The 14,101-nt window shown below is 68.6% G+C and carries 11 protein-coding genes, 3 tRNA genes and 1 pseudogene; 7 read left to right on the top strand and 8 right to left on the bottom strand.

Features of this window, described 5'->3' with window-relative positions; translation table 11 throughout:
* Nucleotides 1-169 precede the first annotated feature (169 nt).
* The 3 genes from ACFP2T_RS05450 to ACFP2T_RS05440 all read right to left on the bottom strand — a co-directional run bounded on the left by ACFP2T_RS05450 (nt 170) and on the right by ACFP2T_RS05440 (nt 3,946).
* A complete protein-coding gene (locus tag ACFP2T_RS05450; protein WP_377417993.1) occupies nt 170-718 on the bottom strand; it encodes a hypothetical protein in 549 nt (182 codons plus the stop codon).
* A gap of 64 nt (nt 719-782) precedes the next feature.
* The gene (locus ACFP2T_RS05445) at nt 783-1,856 is read right to left on the bottom strand and encodes an integrase core domain-containing protein (protein ID WP_377417991.1); all 1,074 of its coding nucleotides are present in this window, start codon (nt 1,854-1,856) and stop codon (nt 783-785) included.
* Nucleotides 1,853-3,946, bottom strand: coding sequence for an NB-ARC domain-containing protein (locus tag ACFP2T_RS05440; protein ID WP_377417995.1), 2,094 nt, complete (start codon nt 3,944-3,946; stop codon nt 1,853-1,855). The genes ACFP2T_RS05445 and ACFP2T_RS05440 overlap by 4 nt, the downstream gene beginning before the upstream one ends.
* A gap of 192 nt (nt 3,947-4,138) precedes the next feature.
* Here ACFP2T_RS05440 and ACFP2T_RS05435 point away from each other — a divergent pair, with 192 nt between their 5' ends.
* The 3 genes and pseudogenes from ACFP2T_RS05435 (at nt 4,139) to ACFP2T_RS05425 (ending at nt 5,896) form a co-directional block, all read left to right on the top strand.
* Entirely contained in the window at nt 4,139-4,693 is a 555-nt protein-coding gene (locus tag ACFP2T_RS05435) for a hypothetical protein (protein ID WP_377417989.1), read from the top strand.
* 43 nt (nt 4,694-4,736) lie between these two features.
* Nucleotides 4,737-4,898, top strand: a pseudogene (locus ACFP2T_RS05430) (hypothetical protein); the annotation flags it as partial.
* 56 nt (nt 4,899-4,954) lie between these two features.
* Entirely contained in the window at nt 4,955-5,896 is a 942-nt protein-coding gene (locus ACFP2T_RS05425; protein WP_377417987.1) for a tyrosine-type recombinase/integrase, read from the top strand.
* 369 nt (nt 5,897-6,265) lie between these two features.
* Here ACFP2T_RS05425 and ACFP2T_RS05420 read toward each other — a convergent pair.
* From ACFP2T_RS05420 to ACFP2T_RS05400, 5 genes are all read right to left on the bottom strand, one after another.
* Nucleotides 6,266-6,340 (bottom strand) — tRNA-Val (locus ACFP2T_RS05420).
* 12 nt (nt 6,341-6,352) lie between these two features.
* Nucleotides 6,353-6,423, bottom strand: a tRNA-Cys gene (locus ACFP2T_RS05415).
* Nucleotides 6,424-6,455: 32 nt separating this feature from the next.
* Nucleotides 6,456-6,528, bottom strand: a tRNA-Gly gene (locus ACFP2T_RS05410).
* Between the two features lie 220 nt (nt 6,529-6,748).
* The gene (locus ACFP2T_RS05405; protein WP_377417985.1) at nt 6,749-7,768 is read right to left on the bottom strand and encodes a TAXI family TRAP transporter solute-binding subunit; all 1,020 of its coding nucleotides are present in this window, start codon (nt 7,766-7,768) and stop codon (nt 6,749-6,751) included.
* Entirely contained in the window at nt 7,765-10,218 is a 2,454-nt protein-coding gene (locus ACFP2T_RS05400; protein ID WP_377417983.1) for a TRAP transporter permease, read from the bottom strand. Before ACFP2T_RS05400 ends, ACFP2T_RS05405 begins: the two co-directional genes overlap by 4 nt.
* Nucleotides 10,219-10,521: 303 nt before the next feature.
* Here ACFP2T_RS05400 and ACFP2T_RS05395 point away from each other — a divergent pair, with 303 nt between their 5' ends.
* The 4 genes from ACFP2T_RS05395 to ACFP2T_RS05380 all read left to right on the top strand — a co-directional run bounded on the left by ACFP2T_RS05395 (nt 10,522) and on the right by ACFP2T_RS05380 (nt 14,082).
* The gene (locus ACFP2T_RS05395) at nt 10,522-11,124 is read left to right on the top strand and encodes a TetR/AcrR family transcriptional regulator (RefSeq protein WP_377417981.1); all 603 of its coding nucleotides are present in this window, start codon (nt 10,522-10,524) and stop codon (nt 11,122-11,124) included.
* Between the two features lie 161 nt (nt 11,125-11,285).
* Nucleotides 11,286-11,867 carry a TIGR03086 family metal-binding protein gene (locus ACFP2T_RS05390; RefSeq protein WP_377417979.1) on the top strand — a complete coding sequence of 194 codons (582 nt, stop codon included), beginning with the start codon at nt 11,286-11,288 and terminating at the stop codon, nt 11,865-11,867.
* A 332-nt stretch (nt 11,868-12,199) separates the two neighbouring features.
* On the top strand, nt 12,200-13,165 hold the full coding sequence (locus ACFP2T_RS05385; protein ID WP_377417977.1) for a carbohydrate ABC transporter permease: 966 nt from the start codon (nt 12,200-12,202) through the stop codon (nt 13,163-13,165).
* The gene (locus ACFP2T_RS05380; protein WP_377417975.1) at nt 13,162-14,082 is read left to right on the top strand and encodes a carbohydrate ABC transporter permease; all 921 of its coding nucleotides are present in this window, start codon (nt 13,162-13,164) and stop codon (nt 14,080-14,082) included. Before ACFP2T_RS05385 ends, ACFP2T_RS05380 begins: the two co-directional genes overlap by 4 nt.
* Nucleotides 14,083-14,101: the final 19 nt, after the last annotated feature.

Here is a 14,101-nt window from a genome sequence, read left to right as displayed (position 1 = left end):
CACCGAGCCCTGCAGGCCGTCCTTGCCTCCACCGCTTGACACAGGGCTACTCATGCCGCCGACCGTGCGCTCCCGCCCCGGCCGGACTCGTCACGCCCTGTAGCGGGCCGGCCGTGCCGATCGGCTTCGCTGACGGTGAGAGTGTGCGTCCCGGTGGATCGAACGATCGTCAGTGCTGTTCAGCAAGATGGTCTCCGTCGCTGAACCTCCACGTCGGATACCTCTCGGACATGTAGGGGCGGTGGCCGTCCCAGTCAACCGCCCCGAGCAACCGCACCGGCGACAGTCGCAGGCGCTCCTCCGGATCCTGCTCGTAGCCCCAGGCGAACCCGACCAGCGGCACGACGAGCCGTCGGTCAAGGTCCCAGGGACCGATAGTCAGAAAGCTGTGCGCCTCCCAACGCACCGCACCCGAGCGCCAACGGGAAGGAGCGTCGAAGAGCACCGGCCGCATTCCGTACCAGGCGAAGGGTGCGCTGGAGTCGGCGAACAGATCGAACGGGTCGATGCCAAAATGGTCCGTCGCGCTGGGCTCGCGAACCAACTGCACCCAGCCCAGCAGCGATCGGTAACCTTGGGCACTGAATTCGACAGACGCGGTGCACACCGGCATACCCAACTCCCGATCGGTCTTGCCGACCGCCACCGGGTCGGCATTCGGCGCGACCTCCACCAACACTCGACCACGCTCGTCACCGAAGCTAAAACGAATCTCCACGGAGCCATCTTCGCATCTTGTCCGCGCACTCAATTGCCTGTACCGTTCGAGAACGCGGCTTCGGCTACGCGGCCTGCTCGTACTCGTTGATCAACCCGTGGACCACCTTCCTGCGCCGTACCCGCACCGCACCCAGATCAGCGACCATCGCCGGAAGCCTGTCCCGCTCAGGTGGGCGTTGCCCGCGGGCCTGGTGCGGCCGATGCCCGTTATAGTGCGCCAGATACTCGTGCAGCACGGCGAGTAGCTGCCGCGTGTTGTAGATCAGGAGCCGGTCCAGGCATTCCCGCCGGACCGTACGCACCCAGCGCTCCGCGAACGCGTTCGCACGGGGCGCCTGTGGCGGCGTCCGGAGCACCTCGATACCCCCGGCCCGGAACACGGTGTCGAACATTGCGGTGTACTTGGCGTCCCGGTCCCGGATCAGGAAACGGAACCGGTTGGCCCGCTCCCCCAGGTCCAGCATCAGGTTGCGGGCCTGCTGCGTCACCCACTCACCGGTCGGATTCGTGGTGGCGCCCAGCAGGTGGACTCGCCGAGTCGCGACCTCCATGAGGAACAGTACATAGATTCGGGTCATGCCGATGGTGTCTACATGCAGGAAATCGCAGGACAGGATGCCTTTGGCCTGCGCGGTGAGGAACTCGGTCCAGGTCGGTCCCGCCCGTCGCGGTGCCGGGCCGGCACCGGCCCTGGTCAGGATCGCCCAGATCGTGCTGGCCGCGAGTCGGTAGCCCAGGCCAGCCAGCTCGCCCTGGATGCGCCGACCTCCCCAGGTCGGGTTGTCCTGGGCCAGCCGCAGCACCAACTGACGTACCTCGGCCGTGACCGGTGGGCGACCCGGCCGCCGCCTCGGGTAGGTCCACCGCCGCGCGATCAGGTTGCGATGCCAACGCAACAAGGTGGCCGGGGTGACGAAGAACGCTGACCACCGCGTCCGCGGCAGCAGCCTCGACAGCCCGGCCAGCACCACCCGGTCGGCCGGTTCCAGATCCAGCCGGCGCACCCGCCGACGGAGTACCGCGACCTGGTGCCGCAACACGAGCACCTCGACCGCGTTGGCGTGCCCACCGCGGGCCAACAGGATGACCAACTGCAGTGCCTGCCGAAGAATCAGGTAGCCGAACGACAGGATCATGACCGGCAGCATGACACCATTCGTCGATCCCACGACGGACAAAGTCCCACGTCAGCGCCCGTGGCCGACTTTCCGAACGGTACAGGCACGATCTCCTCGAAGCTGGCCGTGCTCAGCCCGCCCACCAGCGTCTGCAGGGCCGAGCCGACCAGGCCCGTCTCGCTGTGCGGCTGAGAGACTCCCAGGTAGACCAGCACGGCGAACCTGACATCCGTGTCCCTTGGCTCGCCAGCGCCGATCTCTTGCAGCGCGGCGAGACACAATTCGCGGGTGGACTCGCTGCTTTGTCCCCGCATCGCGAGGGCCATCGCGATCAGCGCGTCGAATCGATGCCGCCGGGCCTGTTCCTCCCGCCCGGAACTGGCAGCTCGCGCGGCAGCCCCGAACTGGGCCGCCGCCTCTGTCTTCCACCGCTCGGCATCCGTGGATCGTCGAGCGCGATCGAGCCGCGCGTCGAGCCCGTCGTCGACGCCCAACAGCCGGGGCTGATCGCCTCGCGCCTCAAGCGTCCGCTCCATGAACGCCGTCAGCGGGGCCGATCCGCCGGACGCGTCTGTCTCACTGATCAGACGTCGATTGTCCCTAAGGGAGTGGCGCAGGCCGTCGGCCCGAGCGCTGTCGACCATCGCCAGATCCGCGTCGGGTCCGAGAGGGCCGTCGAGCTCTAGTCGCGCCTGCACCCATCTCATGTCGGTGGCGAGGGCCTCGGCGTCGCCCTTGCGGTCGGCTTCGAGGAGGTGCCAGATCAGGTGATCACGGATGTACGGCGCCGAGGGCGGGAGCTCCCACCACGCGACGCCGTCGAAGGACTCGGAGACAGCGTCGAGGAAGCGCCGATTCAGGTGTCTTAGCGCCTCGGCTTTGAGGCGTCTGCGTAGGTAGCTGCGCACGACGTCGTCCAGGACGAGGGCATCTTCGCCATGCAAAGCGAGTAGTGACAGATCCGCCAGCCGCGTGCAGAGGCGGCGAGCCTCACCTTCGCCGAGATTACCGGTGCTGCGCCATAGTGTCACCGCCAAGGTGAGAGGAATGGTCTCGTCCTCGGGAAAGATTGCCAGCTCGAGGAACCGCTTCCGGTCGTCGGCGACGAGCAGATCCAGGCTGGCCTCGATGGTCGCGGCGACGGATTGGTCCCGTCCGGCTGGGCTGGCAAGGTCTAGGGCCGCGTAGCCGTGTCTCTGAAGTCTCTGGAGAACCACTTCAGCAACCCGGGTGGCGTCGGCTCCAGAGGCGATGCTCCGCAACAGCGCCCGATTCAGGAGATGGAGGAGCAGTGGCCAGCCGCCGGTGAGCGACATCATCTGGTCGATCAGGTCGTCCGGCAGGGTCGGAAGATTGGCAGTGAGCAGCAAGCGCGCTTGGAGAGTCGACAAGCGATCAATTTGTACGAGAGTGTAGCCCCCTCTGGCGACTGAGATAACCCTGGTCGTCACCAGCCGGACGGAGCGGCCGGCCACCGGAAAAGCGGCCATCTGGTCGCCGAACCAAACTTCGTCGAGGACCAGCAGACAGCGGGGACTCTCGCTGAGCACCGCCGCCAATTGCGCCGAAGCCTGCTCGAGATCCGTGAACGGATACGCTTTACTGGGATCGATCAGATGGGTTAGGCCGTTTACCTTCTCCAGTAGGGCCGGGCCTCGGGCGTCCCGGCCAAGGGTCATCCAATACACCCGGCCGCGGAACCGGCGGAGCACCCGACGATCCGAAAGCACCAGCCGGGCGATCGTCGTCTTGCCGAAACCTCCGGCGCCGTACGCGACAACCGTCGCCGGGTAACGACGCACCAGTGTGCCAACAATACGTGCCACCTCTTGGGGCCGGGCCACCACCCATGGGTCCGGGCGCAGCTGCACAGGCAGGCGGTCGGCCAAACCGGCGTCGTACGTCCTCCGTGCCCGCCACAGCAGCAGAGATGTTGCCAGAGGCAGCGTCGACCCGACTACCCACCACCACGGCTTCGCCTGGACGGAGGACGGCAACCACGGCAACTCACTCCCGGATGCCACATTGAACGCGATGGCAGCGACTGCAGTAAATAGAGCTGAGAGCAGCACATAGGCGCCCACTGCTAGGTAGCGTCGCAGCTGCATGATCAAGGTGATCCTTTTCGACGAAGGACCACCCATCAAACCGCATCGGCCGCCCCGGGTCACCAGCCGATCGAGTGAATGGCACCACCGACGGTGCCGGCTGGCGGCGGGTCACCTCAAACCAGTCGGGCTCACCTCCCTCGGCGCTGCGGCCACCCACCGACCCTGGTCAGCGTGCGCCATGATGCGCTCATGGCCAACACCAACTGGATCCCGATCGCCAGTACCGCGCTGGGCGCGGTTATCGCCTTGGGCGGCGCGCTCCTGGCTGGCGCACGCAACGATCGCGGCCAGCGTCGCCGAGATCGGGAGTCGGACCGCCTCAAGACGTACGTCGACTTCGCCCTAGCCCTCGACATCGCCCACGCCGCCCTGCGCGAGGTTGCCCGCATCCCGTCTGACGATACCGAGCGGTACACCGCGGCTTCGTCCGCCGTTCAGCAGTCCGGGTTGTATGGCGTGCGGGAGCGCCTGCTCATGTCGGCGAGCGTGGCTCTCGTGACGGATGGCGAGGCGGCCTTTGTCCGGCTGATCGGCATCCGCAACGCGGTCCGATCCGGCGTCATGCTGTCCACGCCCGAGTTCCACGAGGTTTATCACCCGTTCGCCGAAGCTCTATGGACGTTCCGGGTCAGCACCAGGGTTGAACTCGGCCAGAACCTGCTCCGTCCCGGCGATCTCGACCGGGAGAGCTGGTCGGAGCGGGAGGGGTGCGCGCTCTGCGGGAAGGTCGAGAATCCCGGCTGATCGGATACCTCTACGCGTACACGATGGGTGACATCATCGTTACATGGCGAGTCGCGGTCCGTCCCCGGTCCGGTTCCTCGCGATCGACACTCACTGGTCGTCGGCGCGTGGGGGCGTCAGCACATTCAACCGCGAGCTGTGCATCGCGCTGGCCCAGGCGGGCGCGGACGTCTGTTGTCTGGTCCTCGAAACCCGCCCAGAAGAGGTCAGCTCAGCGAGGGATCTCGGTGTGCGGCTGGTCGGGGCCGGCATCTCAAGGCCATGTTCGCCGCCATCGAACAACGCGGGGCCGAGATACGAACCGCCAAGTCGAGCCCCGACGCGGACGTCAGGGCTAGCGTCCACCGGGTCCGACCCTGTGGCCCGTCAACCCGCCAACGCATCCGCGCGGCCCTCCGCAAGGCGATCAACGACGCCCTCGCCGAAGAGCTCATCGTCGGCGTCACCAACCCGGCCACGCTCGTCAGAACACCAGCCGACCGTCCGCTGCCCATCGTCTGGGAACCCGAACGCGTCGAGCGCTGGAAAACGACAGGCGAGGTCCCCGGCCCGATCATGGTCTGGACCGAACAACTTCTCGTCCGCTTCCTCGACCACGCCGCCGAGCACGACCCAGACCTTTATCCCCTCTTCCACCTCATGGCCTACCGCGGTCCTCGCCGCGGCGAGGCCTGCGGCCTGCGCGACGCCGAGGTCCGACTCGGCAGACGGGAGGTCACGATCAACAATCAGATCGCCGTCCATGGCCACACCATCAGGCAGAAACCGCCCAAGAGCAGAGCTGGCAACCGCGACGTCACCTTCGACGCCGACACCGCAGCCGTCCTGACCGCCTATCGCGCCCGCCGCGCGGCCCAACGCCTCGCCGCCGGACCCGCCTGGCCCGACACCGGCCTCTTCTTCGTCCGCCCGAACGGACACCCCTGGCATCCCAACCTTGTCACCCAACGATTCCTCAAAGTCGTACGCCGAGCCGGACTACCACCCATCCGCCTCCACGACCTCCGCCACGACCTCCGCCACGGCGCCGCCACCATCGCCCTCGCCGCCGGCATCGACATCAAAGTCGTCTCGGACCAACTCGGCCACACCACCACCACACTCACCCGCGACACCTACCAGAGCGTCACCAAAGACCTCCACCGGAAGGCAGCCGACGCCGTAGCCGAAAGAATCAGGAGTAGGCGCGGTGAGGCTCTCTGATCACCCAGTTCGCTGGTTTGGATGACAGGCTCTGACGGAAGCCGTAAGGGCTCTGCCAACCCCGACCCCGTCAACGTGGCCCAACGCCCGATGCCGAGCGGCGATCATCTTTCTGCCAGTCCGACCGATGTCCCTGTCCGTGGCCATGAAACCAACCACGACGACTCCGTGAAACCCGGGGAACATCAGCGCCCCCACCGAACCGGGCTGAGCGAGCCCTCCCCGTACGACATCATCCATCGCTCGGTTCCGCCGTAGGGTCACCGCAGATGATCATGCGCTCCCAATTTGCTCCCACCGTGAGGAGCAACTACAGAATGGCTCGTTACCGATGATCCGGCAACGAGCCATTTGACCTGCATGTATAACTGGTGGGCGATACTGGGTTTGAACCAGTGACCTCTTCCGTGTCAAGGAAGCGCGCTCCCACTGCGCCAATCGCCCTCGTTGATACCGAGGTGGAGACGGGATTTGAACCCGTGTACACGGCTTTGCAGGCCGTTGCCTCGCCTCTCGGCCACTCCACCGAGGTAGCCCCCGACTTGTGGCGGCATCTCCGAGCGGACGACGGGACTCGAACCCGCGACCCTCACCTTGGCAAGGTGATGCGCTACCAACTGCGCTACGTCCGCTTGTCTCCGGTGTTTCCTGGTGACGGATGAGAACTTTAGCCGAGGCCGCGAACAGATGCCAACTCGGGGGCCGCCGGGCGGGTCACCAGGGGTTCCGGGTCGTCGGCGGTGACCCGAACCGGGCACCGGATCCCAGGGGCGGACAGACGACCGCGCCGCCACCCCTAGAGCTTCCTAGGAACCTGGGGTTCTGGGGGTGGCGGCGCGACGGGACGTACGGCTACTTCGGGGCGTTCAGGTCGTCAAGCGCCTGAGCCGCCCCCCGGTGCAGGAGTACCGGGTCAGTCTTGCGGGCGGTGTCCAGGCTGATCTCCTTGGCCGCCGCGTTGGCCTGTTGCAGTTGGGGCTTCCGGTCGAACAGGGTCTTGGTCAGCACACAGACCAGGTTCGCGTCGAGGGTGTCCTTCACCAGTAGGAAGTTCGGCACCACGATGGTCTTGACGTCCGCCGGGGTGCCGTACGTCGAGGCCGGGATCGTGCCTTCCTCGTACACCGGGTTGATTTTCTTCATCTCGGCCAACAGTGGCGTGATGTCCAGGAAGGCCACCTGCTCCTTGGCCGTGGTGAGCAGATCCGTGATGCCGGGGGTCGGCAGGCCGCCGGACCAGAACAGCGCGTCGATCGAGCCGTCCTTCATCCCGTCGACGGTCTTGGTCAGGTCCAGCCGTTGCGTCTGGATGTCCTTTGCCGGGTCGAGCCCGGCCGCCTGGAGCAGGCGGTTGGCGATGACCTCGGTACCCGACTTCGGCGAGCCGGTCGAGACGCGCTTGCCCCGCATGTCGGCCACCGAGTTGATCCCGGCGCCGTTGCGCACGATCACCTGGGTGTAGTTGGTGTGGATCCGGGCCAGCGCCTGCACCGGCTGCTTCTGGCCCTCGAAGCTGCCGGTGCCCTGTACCGCGTCGGCGGCGGTGTCGGCGAGCGAGAACGCCACGGCGTACGTACCGGCGACGAGCTGCTGGATGTTCTGTACCGACGCCCCGGTCTCGGCCGCCGTCGCCTTGACCTTGCTGCCCGGAGTGCTGGAGACCTGCTCGGCGTAGGCGTTGCCGAGCGCGAAGTAGACGCCGGTGGCGTTGCCGGTCGCGATGCCGATCCGGGTTTCCGTGGCCACCTCACAGGTGACCTCGCCACCGGCGTCGTTCGTGCCGGCGTCCTGCCGTCCGCCGCAGCCGGCGATTCCCGTCAGGCCCAGGCCGGCGGCCGTGACCGCTGCCAGGATCCTCGTTGCACGCTTCATTTTGCTTCCTCTCCCACGCTCCGACCGAACTCCTGCCCCCTCGAACCGGCGTCCTCCGCCTCGGCACCCGGCTCGCCGCCCTCGGCCGGACCACCCCGATCCGCCGGCCCCGCCGGATCCGTGCCACCCCGATCCGCCGGCCCCGCCGGATCCGTACCGGCGGGACGTGCCGGGTCCCCCGACGTCGTACCGCCCGTACCCGGCGGATCGTCCGGATCTGCCTCCGCCGTGCGGCGCCGCCGCGCCAGCGCGGTCAACACGGCGATCGCGATCAGCACGACTCCGATCGCGATGGAAACCGGGTGCAGGTAGAGCAGCAGCAGACCGGCCAGCGCCGTGAGGACCCGCTCGAGCCGCCCGGCCGGACCCACCCCGAGCAGCCAGCCACCGGTCGCCACCGCGAGTGCCGCCACCCCGAGGCAGCCGACCAGGCCGGCCCAGAGCACCTCCAGCGGCGAGCCCCGACCGAGCAGGTACTCCCCCGGCCCGGTGAGCACGAACGCGATCGGCGCGAGGAAGGCCGGCAGGGCGTACTTCAGCGCCTGCCACATCGTCGGCACGGTCCGGCCGCCGGTGATCGCCGCCGCGCCCACGGCGGCAAGCGCGGTGGGCGGGGTGACCTCGGAGAGCACCGAGTAGTAGAAGACGAACATCGCCGCGGCCGGCGCCGGAACGCCCAGCGCCAGCAGCGCCGGGCCGATGATCACCCAGCCGATGATGAAGGACGCGGTGACCGGTACGGCGAGACCGAGCAGCGACAGCGCGATCGCGGCGAACACCACGGTCAGCGCCAGTACGACGGTGGGGTTGTCGGCCAGCGCCTGGGCGCCGCGGACCAGCAGCGACGCGAACTGCGCGCCCAATCCGGTCTTCGTGGTGGTGGCGGTGATGATGCCGGCCGCCGCGCAGACCGCCACGACCGGCAGGACGCCGCGCACGCCCGCCGAGAGCGCGGCGAAGAGCCGCCGGGGGGTCAACCAGCTACGCCGGTCGAGGAACGACAGCACCACCGCCAGCCCGGTCGCGTAGACCACGGCCCGGGTCGCACTCACCCCGACCGCCAGCAGCACGACGATCACGATCAGCGAGGAGAAGTGGTAGCCGAACCGGGCCAGCAGCCGCCACGCCGAGCCGGCGGCCACCTCGACCGGCCGTACCTTGAACCGGCGCGCGTCGATCTCGACGGCGAGCAGGATGCCGAGGTAGTAGAGCAGGGTCGGGATCACCGCCCAGCCGAGCACGGTCAGGTAGGAGACCTCGAGGTATTCCGCGACGATGAAGGCGGCGGCGCCGAGGGTCGGCGGGGAGAGGATCGCGCCCACCCCGGCCGCCGCCAGCATTCCGCCGGCATGTTCGGCGGGATAGCCGGCCCGGCGCAGGATCGGCCAGGTGACCGCGCCGACGCTGACCGCTGTGGCCGTACCGGAGCCGGAGACCGTGCCGAGCAGGAACCCGGAGGCGACCGCGGTGCGGCCGGCGGCGCTGCGGGACCGGCGGAACGCGGCGACCGACAGGTCGACGAAGAACCGTCCGGCGCCGGAGAGGTCGAGCACGGCGCCGTAGATGGTGAACAGCACGATGTAGGTGGCGGCGACGTCCAGCGGGGTGCCGTAGAACCCGCTGGCGGAGTTGTAGAACGCGTCGACGATCTGTCCGAAGTCGAGGCCCGCGTGGGCGACGGCCCAGGTCTGCGGCAGCAGCCCGCCGTAGTAGCCGTAGCCGAGGAAGAGCAGGCAGACCACCGGCAGGATCCAGCCGGTGGTGCGCCGGCACGCCTCCACCAGCAGCACCAGCAGCAGGGCGCCCATCGCCACGTCCACCGGCGCGAGCAGACCCTGTCGGTCGAGGAAGGCGTCGTAGCCGCCGCCCGCGTTCCCGAACGCGAGCGGAACCACCGGGTAGAGACAGACCACCAGCGCCAACCCGGCCAGTAGCCAGTCGGCCACCGTCGGCAGGTCACGCTGGCGCGCGGGCGGGCCGTCCGGATCGGGTACGCGGGGAGCCAGTCGTGCCGGCAGCCGGCTCGTCAGCCGGTCCGGTAGCCGCAGACCCGACCGGTACGCGAGGAAGACCAGCGGAAGTACGCCCGCCAGGAAGACGATGAGATAGAACTGGCTGCCCTGGGACAGCGGACGGAACACCTGCCACAGCACCAGCAGCGCGACGGCGAACGCGACCACCCCGACGCCGAGGTCGACCGGACCGGTGAGCCGGCGGGCGGGGCGTTCCTCGTCGTCGAACGCCACCGCGGCGTCGGCCACCCCGGGGGTGGCCAACGCGACCGGCGCGTCACGGGTCGAGCCTGGATCACGGGTCGAGTCTGGATCACGGGTCGGTTCTGCGGGCTGCGGGTTGGACCCGACGACCGGTCGTTCCAGGGTGGACCCGCCTGGCGCCGGTCCCGGCTCGACGTCCGCCGCCGGAGGGATTTTGGCCACACCGTCTGGCATGAGCGGACACTACTATGCGGTACCGATCATGGCCGATCTTCGTGGGCTGGGCGGTTGGCTCGGCGGGCCGGGCGGTTGACCCGGTGCGCCGGCCGGTTTTTCGACCTCGGGGCCGGGTCGATCGCCCGTTCCGACCGGCCGCCGTCGTCGATGCCGAACCCACCCTTGACCCGCTCCGCGCCGCCGCGTTCCTGGCCGGCATCGTGACGCTTCTGATGCGCTAGTGGACAGTCTGACCCGGTAGTAACTTATCCGACGTGTTGATAGCTTATTGTGCTGGCCCGAATGGGCTAACGTAGCCGCGTGACGAGACGTGCGGCCGAGGTGCGTTTGGATTCGCTGCTGCGCACCGCCTGCGACGTGATTGCGGCGCGCGGGCTGGCGAATACGCGTACGGCCGACGTGGCGCAGGCCGCCGGGGTCAGCCAGGCGCTGGTCTTCTACCACTTCGCCACGAAGGAGCGACTCGTCGCCCAGGCCTTCGCGTACGCCGCCGAGCAGGATCTGGCCCGGCTCGACGCGGTGCACCGGTCCACCGCCTCCCCGCTGGTCAAGCTCAAGAAGCTGCTCCGGCTCTACGCCCCGCCGGGACGTCCCCGGTCGTGGGCGATGTGGATCGACGGGTGGTCCGAGTCGCTGCGCACCCCGGAACTGGAGAAGGTCTCCCGGCGGTTGGACCTGCGTCGGCGGGAGGGGCTCGGCGAGGTGATTTCGGCCGGGGTGGAAGACGGCGTCTTCACCTGTGACGACCCGGCCGGAGCCGCCTGGCGGATCAACGCCCTGATCGACGGGCTCGCCGTGCAACTGGCGGTGCACGACCGGGTGATCCTCCGGCGCCAGCTCACCGAGTGGGTACGGCTCTCCGTCGCCCGCGAACTCGGCCTGGTCGCCGAGCAACTGGACTGAGCCACCCCGACAGCCGTCGCGACAGACTCCGCTGGCCCCCGGCCGACCCGGCCCACCCCGCACACCGACCGACTCGACCGACTCGACGGACTCCACCGACTCGACCGGTTCAACTTCCGGCAGTTCCGGCGCGGGTCGGCGTACCGGGGCAGAATCGGGTGATGGATCTGCTCCGGACGTACCGGCGCACCCTCACCGGGTTCGCCGACCAGGTCGGTCGGGTCGGCCCCGACCAGTGGGCCGGGCCCACGCCGTGCGGGGACTGGGACGTCCGGACGTTGGTGAACCACGTGGTCGGGGAGGACCGCTGGTCGGTACCGCTGTTCGGCGGCGCATCGCTGGCCGAGGTCGGTGACCGGTTCGCGGGCGACCTGCTGGGCGACGATCCGGCGGCCTCGGCGCGGGATGCCGCCGAGGCGGCCGACCGGGCGGTGAGCGAGGCCGGTGCGCTGGACCGCACGGTGGAGTTGTCGGTCGGGCCCACGCCCGGCCGCGAGTACCTGCACCAGTTGATGGCCGAGCACCTGGTACACGGCTGGGATCTGATGGTCGCCGTCGGCACCGAACCCCGGCTCGACCCGGAGGCCGTCCGGGAGTGTGCCCGGTGGTTCGCCGACCGGGTGTCGATGTACCGGACCGGTGGCCTGGTCGAGCCGGGCGTACCGGTGCCGCCGGACGCCAGCGAGCAGGACCGGTTGGTCGCCGCGTTCGGCCGCGATCCGGGCTGGCGCCCGAAGTCCTGACCGCCGACCGACGGACGACCGACGGACGGCCGACGGACACGGGCGGACGGACGCGGGCGGACGGCCTCCCGCAGGCGCCGGGCGGGACCGCTCGTCGATGGCGGCACCGCAGGTGATCCGGCCCGTCCGGGGTTATGAACCGATTCATTCAATCCGGCGTATGGGGCCGATCCACCGCGCACTGTCGAGGGAGGAGCGGACCTCCGTTGACAGGCACCGCCCCTCGGGGGTACTTTCGTGCCGCTTGTTGAATGGTTTCACACAGCCTCGCCATCGAGGTACGTGTGCGCGCCCCTGGGGTGTGGCCGCCACGAGCCGATGGGATGTCGACGATGACGACTGGAACTCTGCACCGGCCACCGCCCCGGCCCGCCAACCCTGGCGACGGCGCGACCCCGGCCCGGGCCCGATACCGCCGTAACCAACCTGGCATTGCGTACCTCTTCCTCTCCCCGTGGGTCCTCGGGGCGCTGCTGCTGACCGTCGGTCCGATGCTCGCCTCGCTGTACCTCTCGTTCACCGACTACGACCTGTTCACCAGTCCCGAGTGGGTGGGCCTGGAGAACTACAAGCGGCTCTTCACCGACGACGCGCGCTTCCTGGCGTCGGCCAAGGTGACCGCGGCGTACGTGCTGATCTCCGTACCGCTGAAGCTGGCCGCCGCCCTCGCGGTGGCGCTGCTGCTCAATCGCAACCGGCGCGGACAGGGGTTCTACCGGTCCGCCTTCTACGCGCCGTCCCTGCTCGGCACCGGTGTGGCGATCGCCCTGGTGTGGCGGGCGATGTTCACCGACACCGGTGTGGTCGACTCGGCCACCGGAGTCTTCGGCTGGGACACCGGCGGTTGGATCAACGAGCCGGACTACGCGCTCTACGTGCTGATCATCCTGGCCGTCTGGCAGTTCGGCGCCCCGATGGTCATCTTCCTGGCCGGGCTCAAGCAGATCCCGACGGAGCTCTACGACGCCGCCGCGGTCGACGGTTCGGGGCGATGGCGGACGTTCCGCTCGGTGACGCTGCCGATGCTCTCCCCGATCATCCTGTTCAACCTGGTGCTGGAGACCATCCACGCGTTCCAGGCGTTCACCCCGGCGTTCATCGTCAGCGGCGGCCGGGGCGGTCCGAGCAACTCGACGCTGTTCTACACGCTCTACCTTTACGAGCGCGGGTTCTCCCAGTTCCGGATGGGCTACGCCTCGGCCATGGCCTGGCTGCTCCTGCTCGTCATCGCCATCATCACGGCGGTGTTCTTCGGCACCTCGCGCCGCTGGGTGTTCTACTCCGGGGAGGACCGGTGACCACGCTCCAGGATGGGCGGTCGGCCCGGCCCGACGGTGGGCCGCACGTACGGCCGGCGTCGGGTCGACGGCCGGGCGCGTTGGCCGCCCGGCTCCGCGGGATCGGTTGGCACGCGCTGATCATCGGGACGCTGGCCCTGCTGCTGTACCCGGTGGTCTGGCTGCTCGCCACCTCGATCAAGCCGACCGACGAGATCCTGTCCAGCCTCAGCCTGCTGCCGAGCCGGCTGGCTCCGGAGAACTACACCGCCGCACTGGACGGGATCGCCGGGATCGGCGTCTGGCAGTTCTTCGGCAATTCGGTGATCGTCGCTGTCGGCTCGGTGATCGGCAACCTGGTCTCCTGCGCGCTGGCCGCGTACGCCTTCGCCCGGCTCCGGTTCCGGCTGCGCGGGCCGCTGTTCGCGTTCACGCTGCTGACCATCATGCTGCCGTACCACGTGGTGCTGATCCCGCAGTACACGATCTTCCAGAAGCTGGATCTGGTCGGCACCTTCGTCCCGTTGATCCTGCCCAAGCTGCTGGCCACCGACGCGTTCTTCGTCTTCCTGATGGTGCAGTTCATCCGGGGCCTGCCGCGCGAACTGGACGACGCGGCGGAGATCGACGGCTGCGGTCCGGTGCTCACCTTCCGGTACGTGATCCTGCCGCTGCTGAAGCCGGCGCTGGTCACCACCGCCATCTTCACCTTCATCTGGACCTGGAACGACTTCTTCAGCCAGCTCGTCTACCTCAACGACCCGGAGTCGTACACGCTGCCGCTGGCGCTGCGGCTGTTCATCGACCAGACCAGCGAGTCGGCGTTCGGCCCGATGTTCGCGATGTCGGTGCTGAGCATCGTGCCGGTAATGCTGTTCTTCCTGGCCTTCCAGCGTTATCTGGTGGAGGGCATCGCCACCTCGGGCCTGAAGGGCTGACCACCGGCGTCCTGACCGG

It is taken from the genome of Plantactinospora solaniradicis, from assembly GCF_042658085.1.
Taxonomy (GTDB): Bacteria; Actinomycetota; Actinomycetes; order Mycobacteriales; family Micromonosporaceae; genus Plantactinospora; species Plantactinospora solaniradicis.
This window is presented reverse-complemented; position numbering and strand designations above follow the sequence as displayed.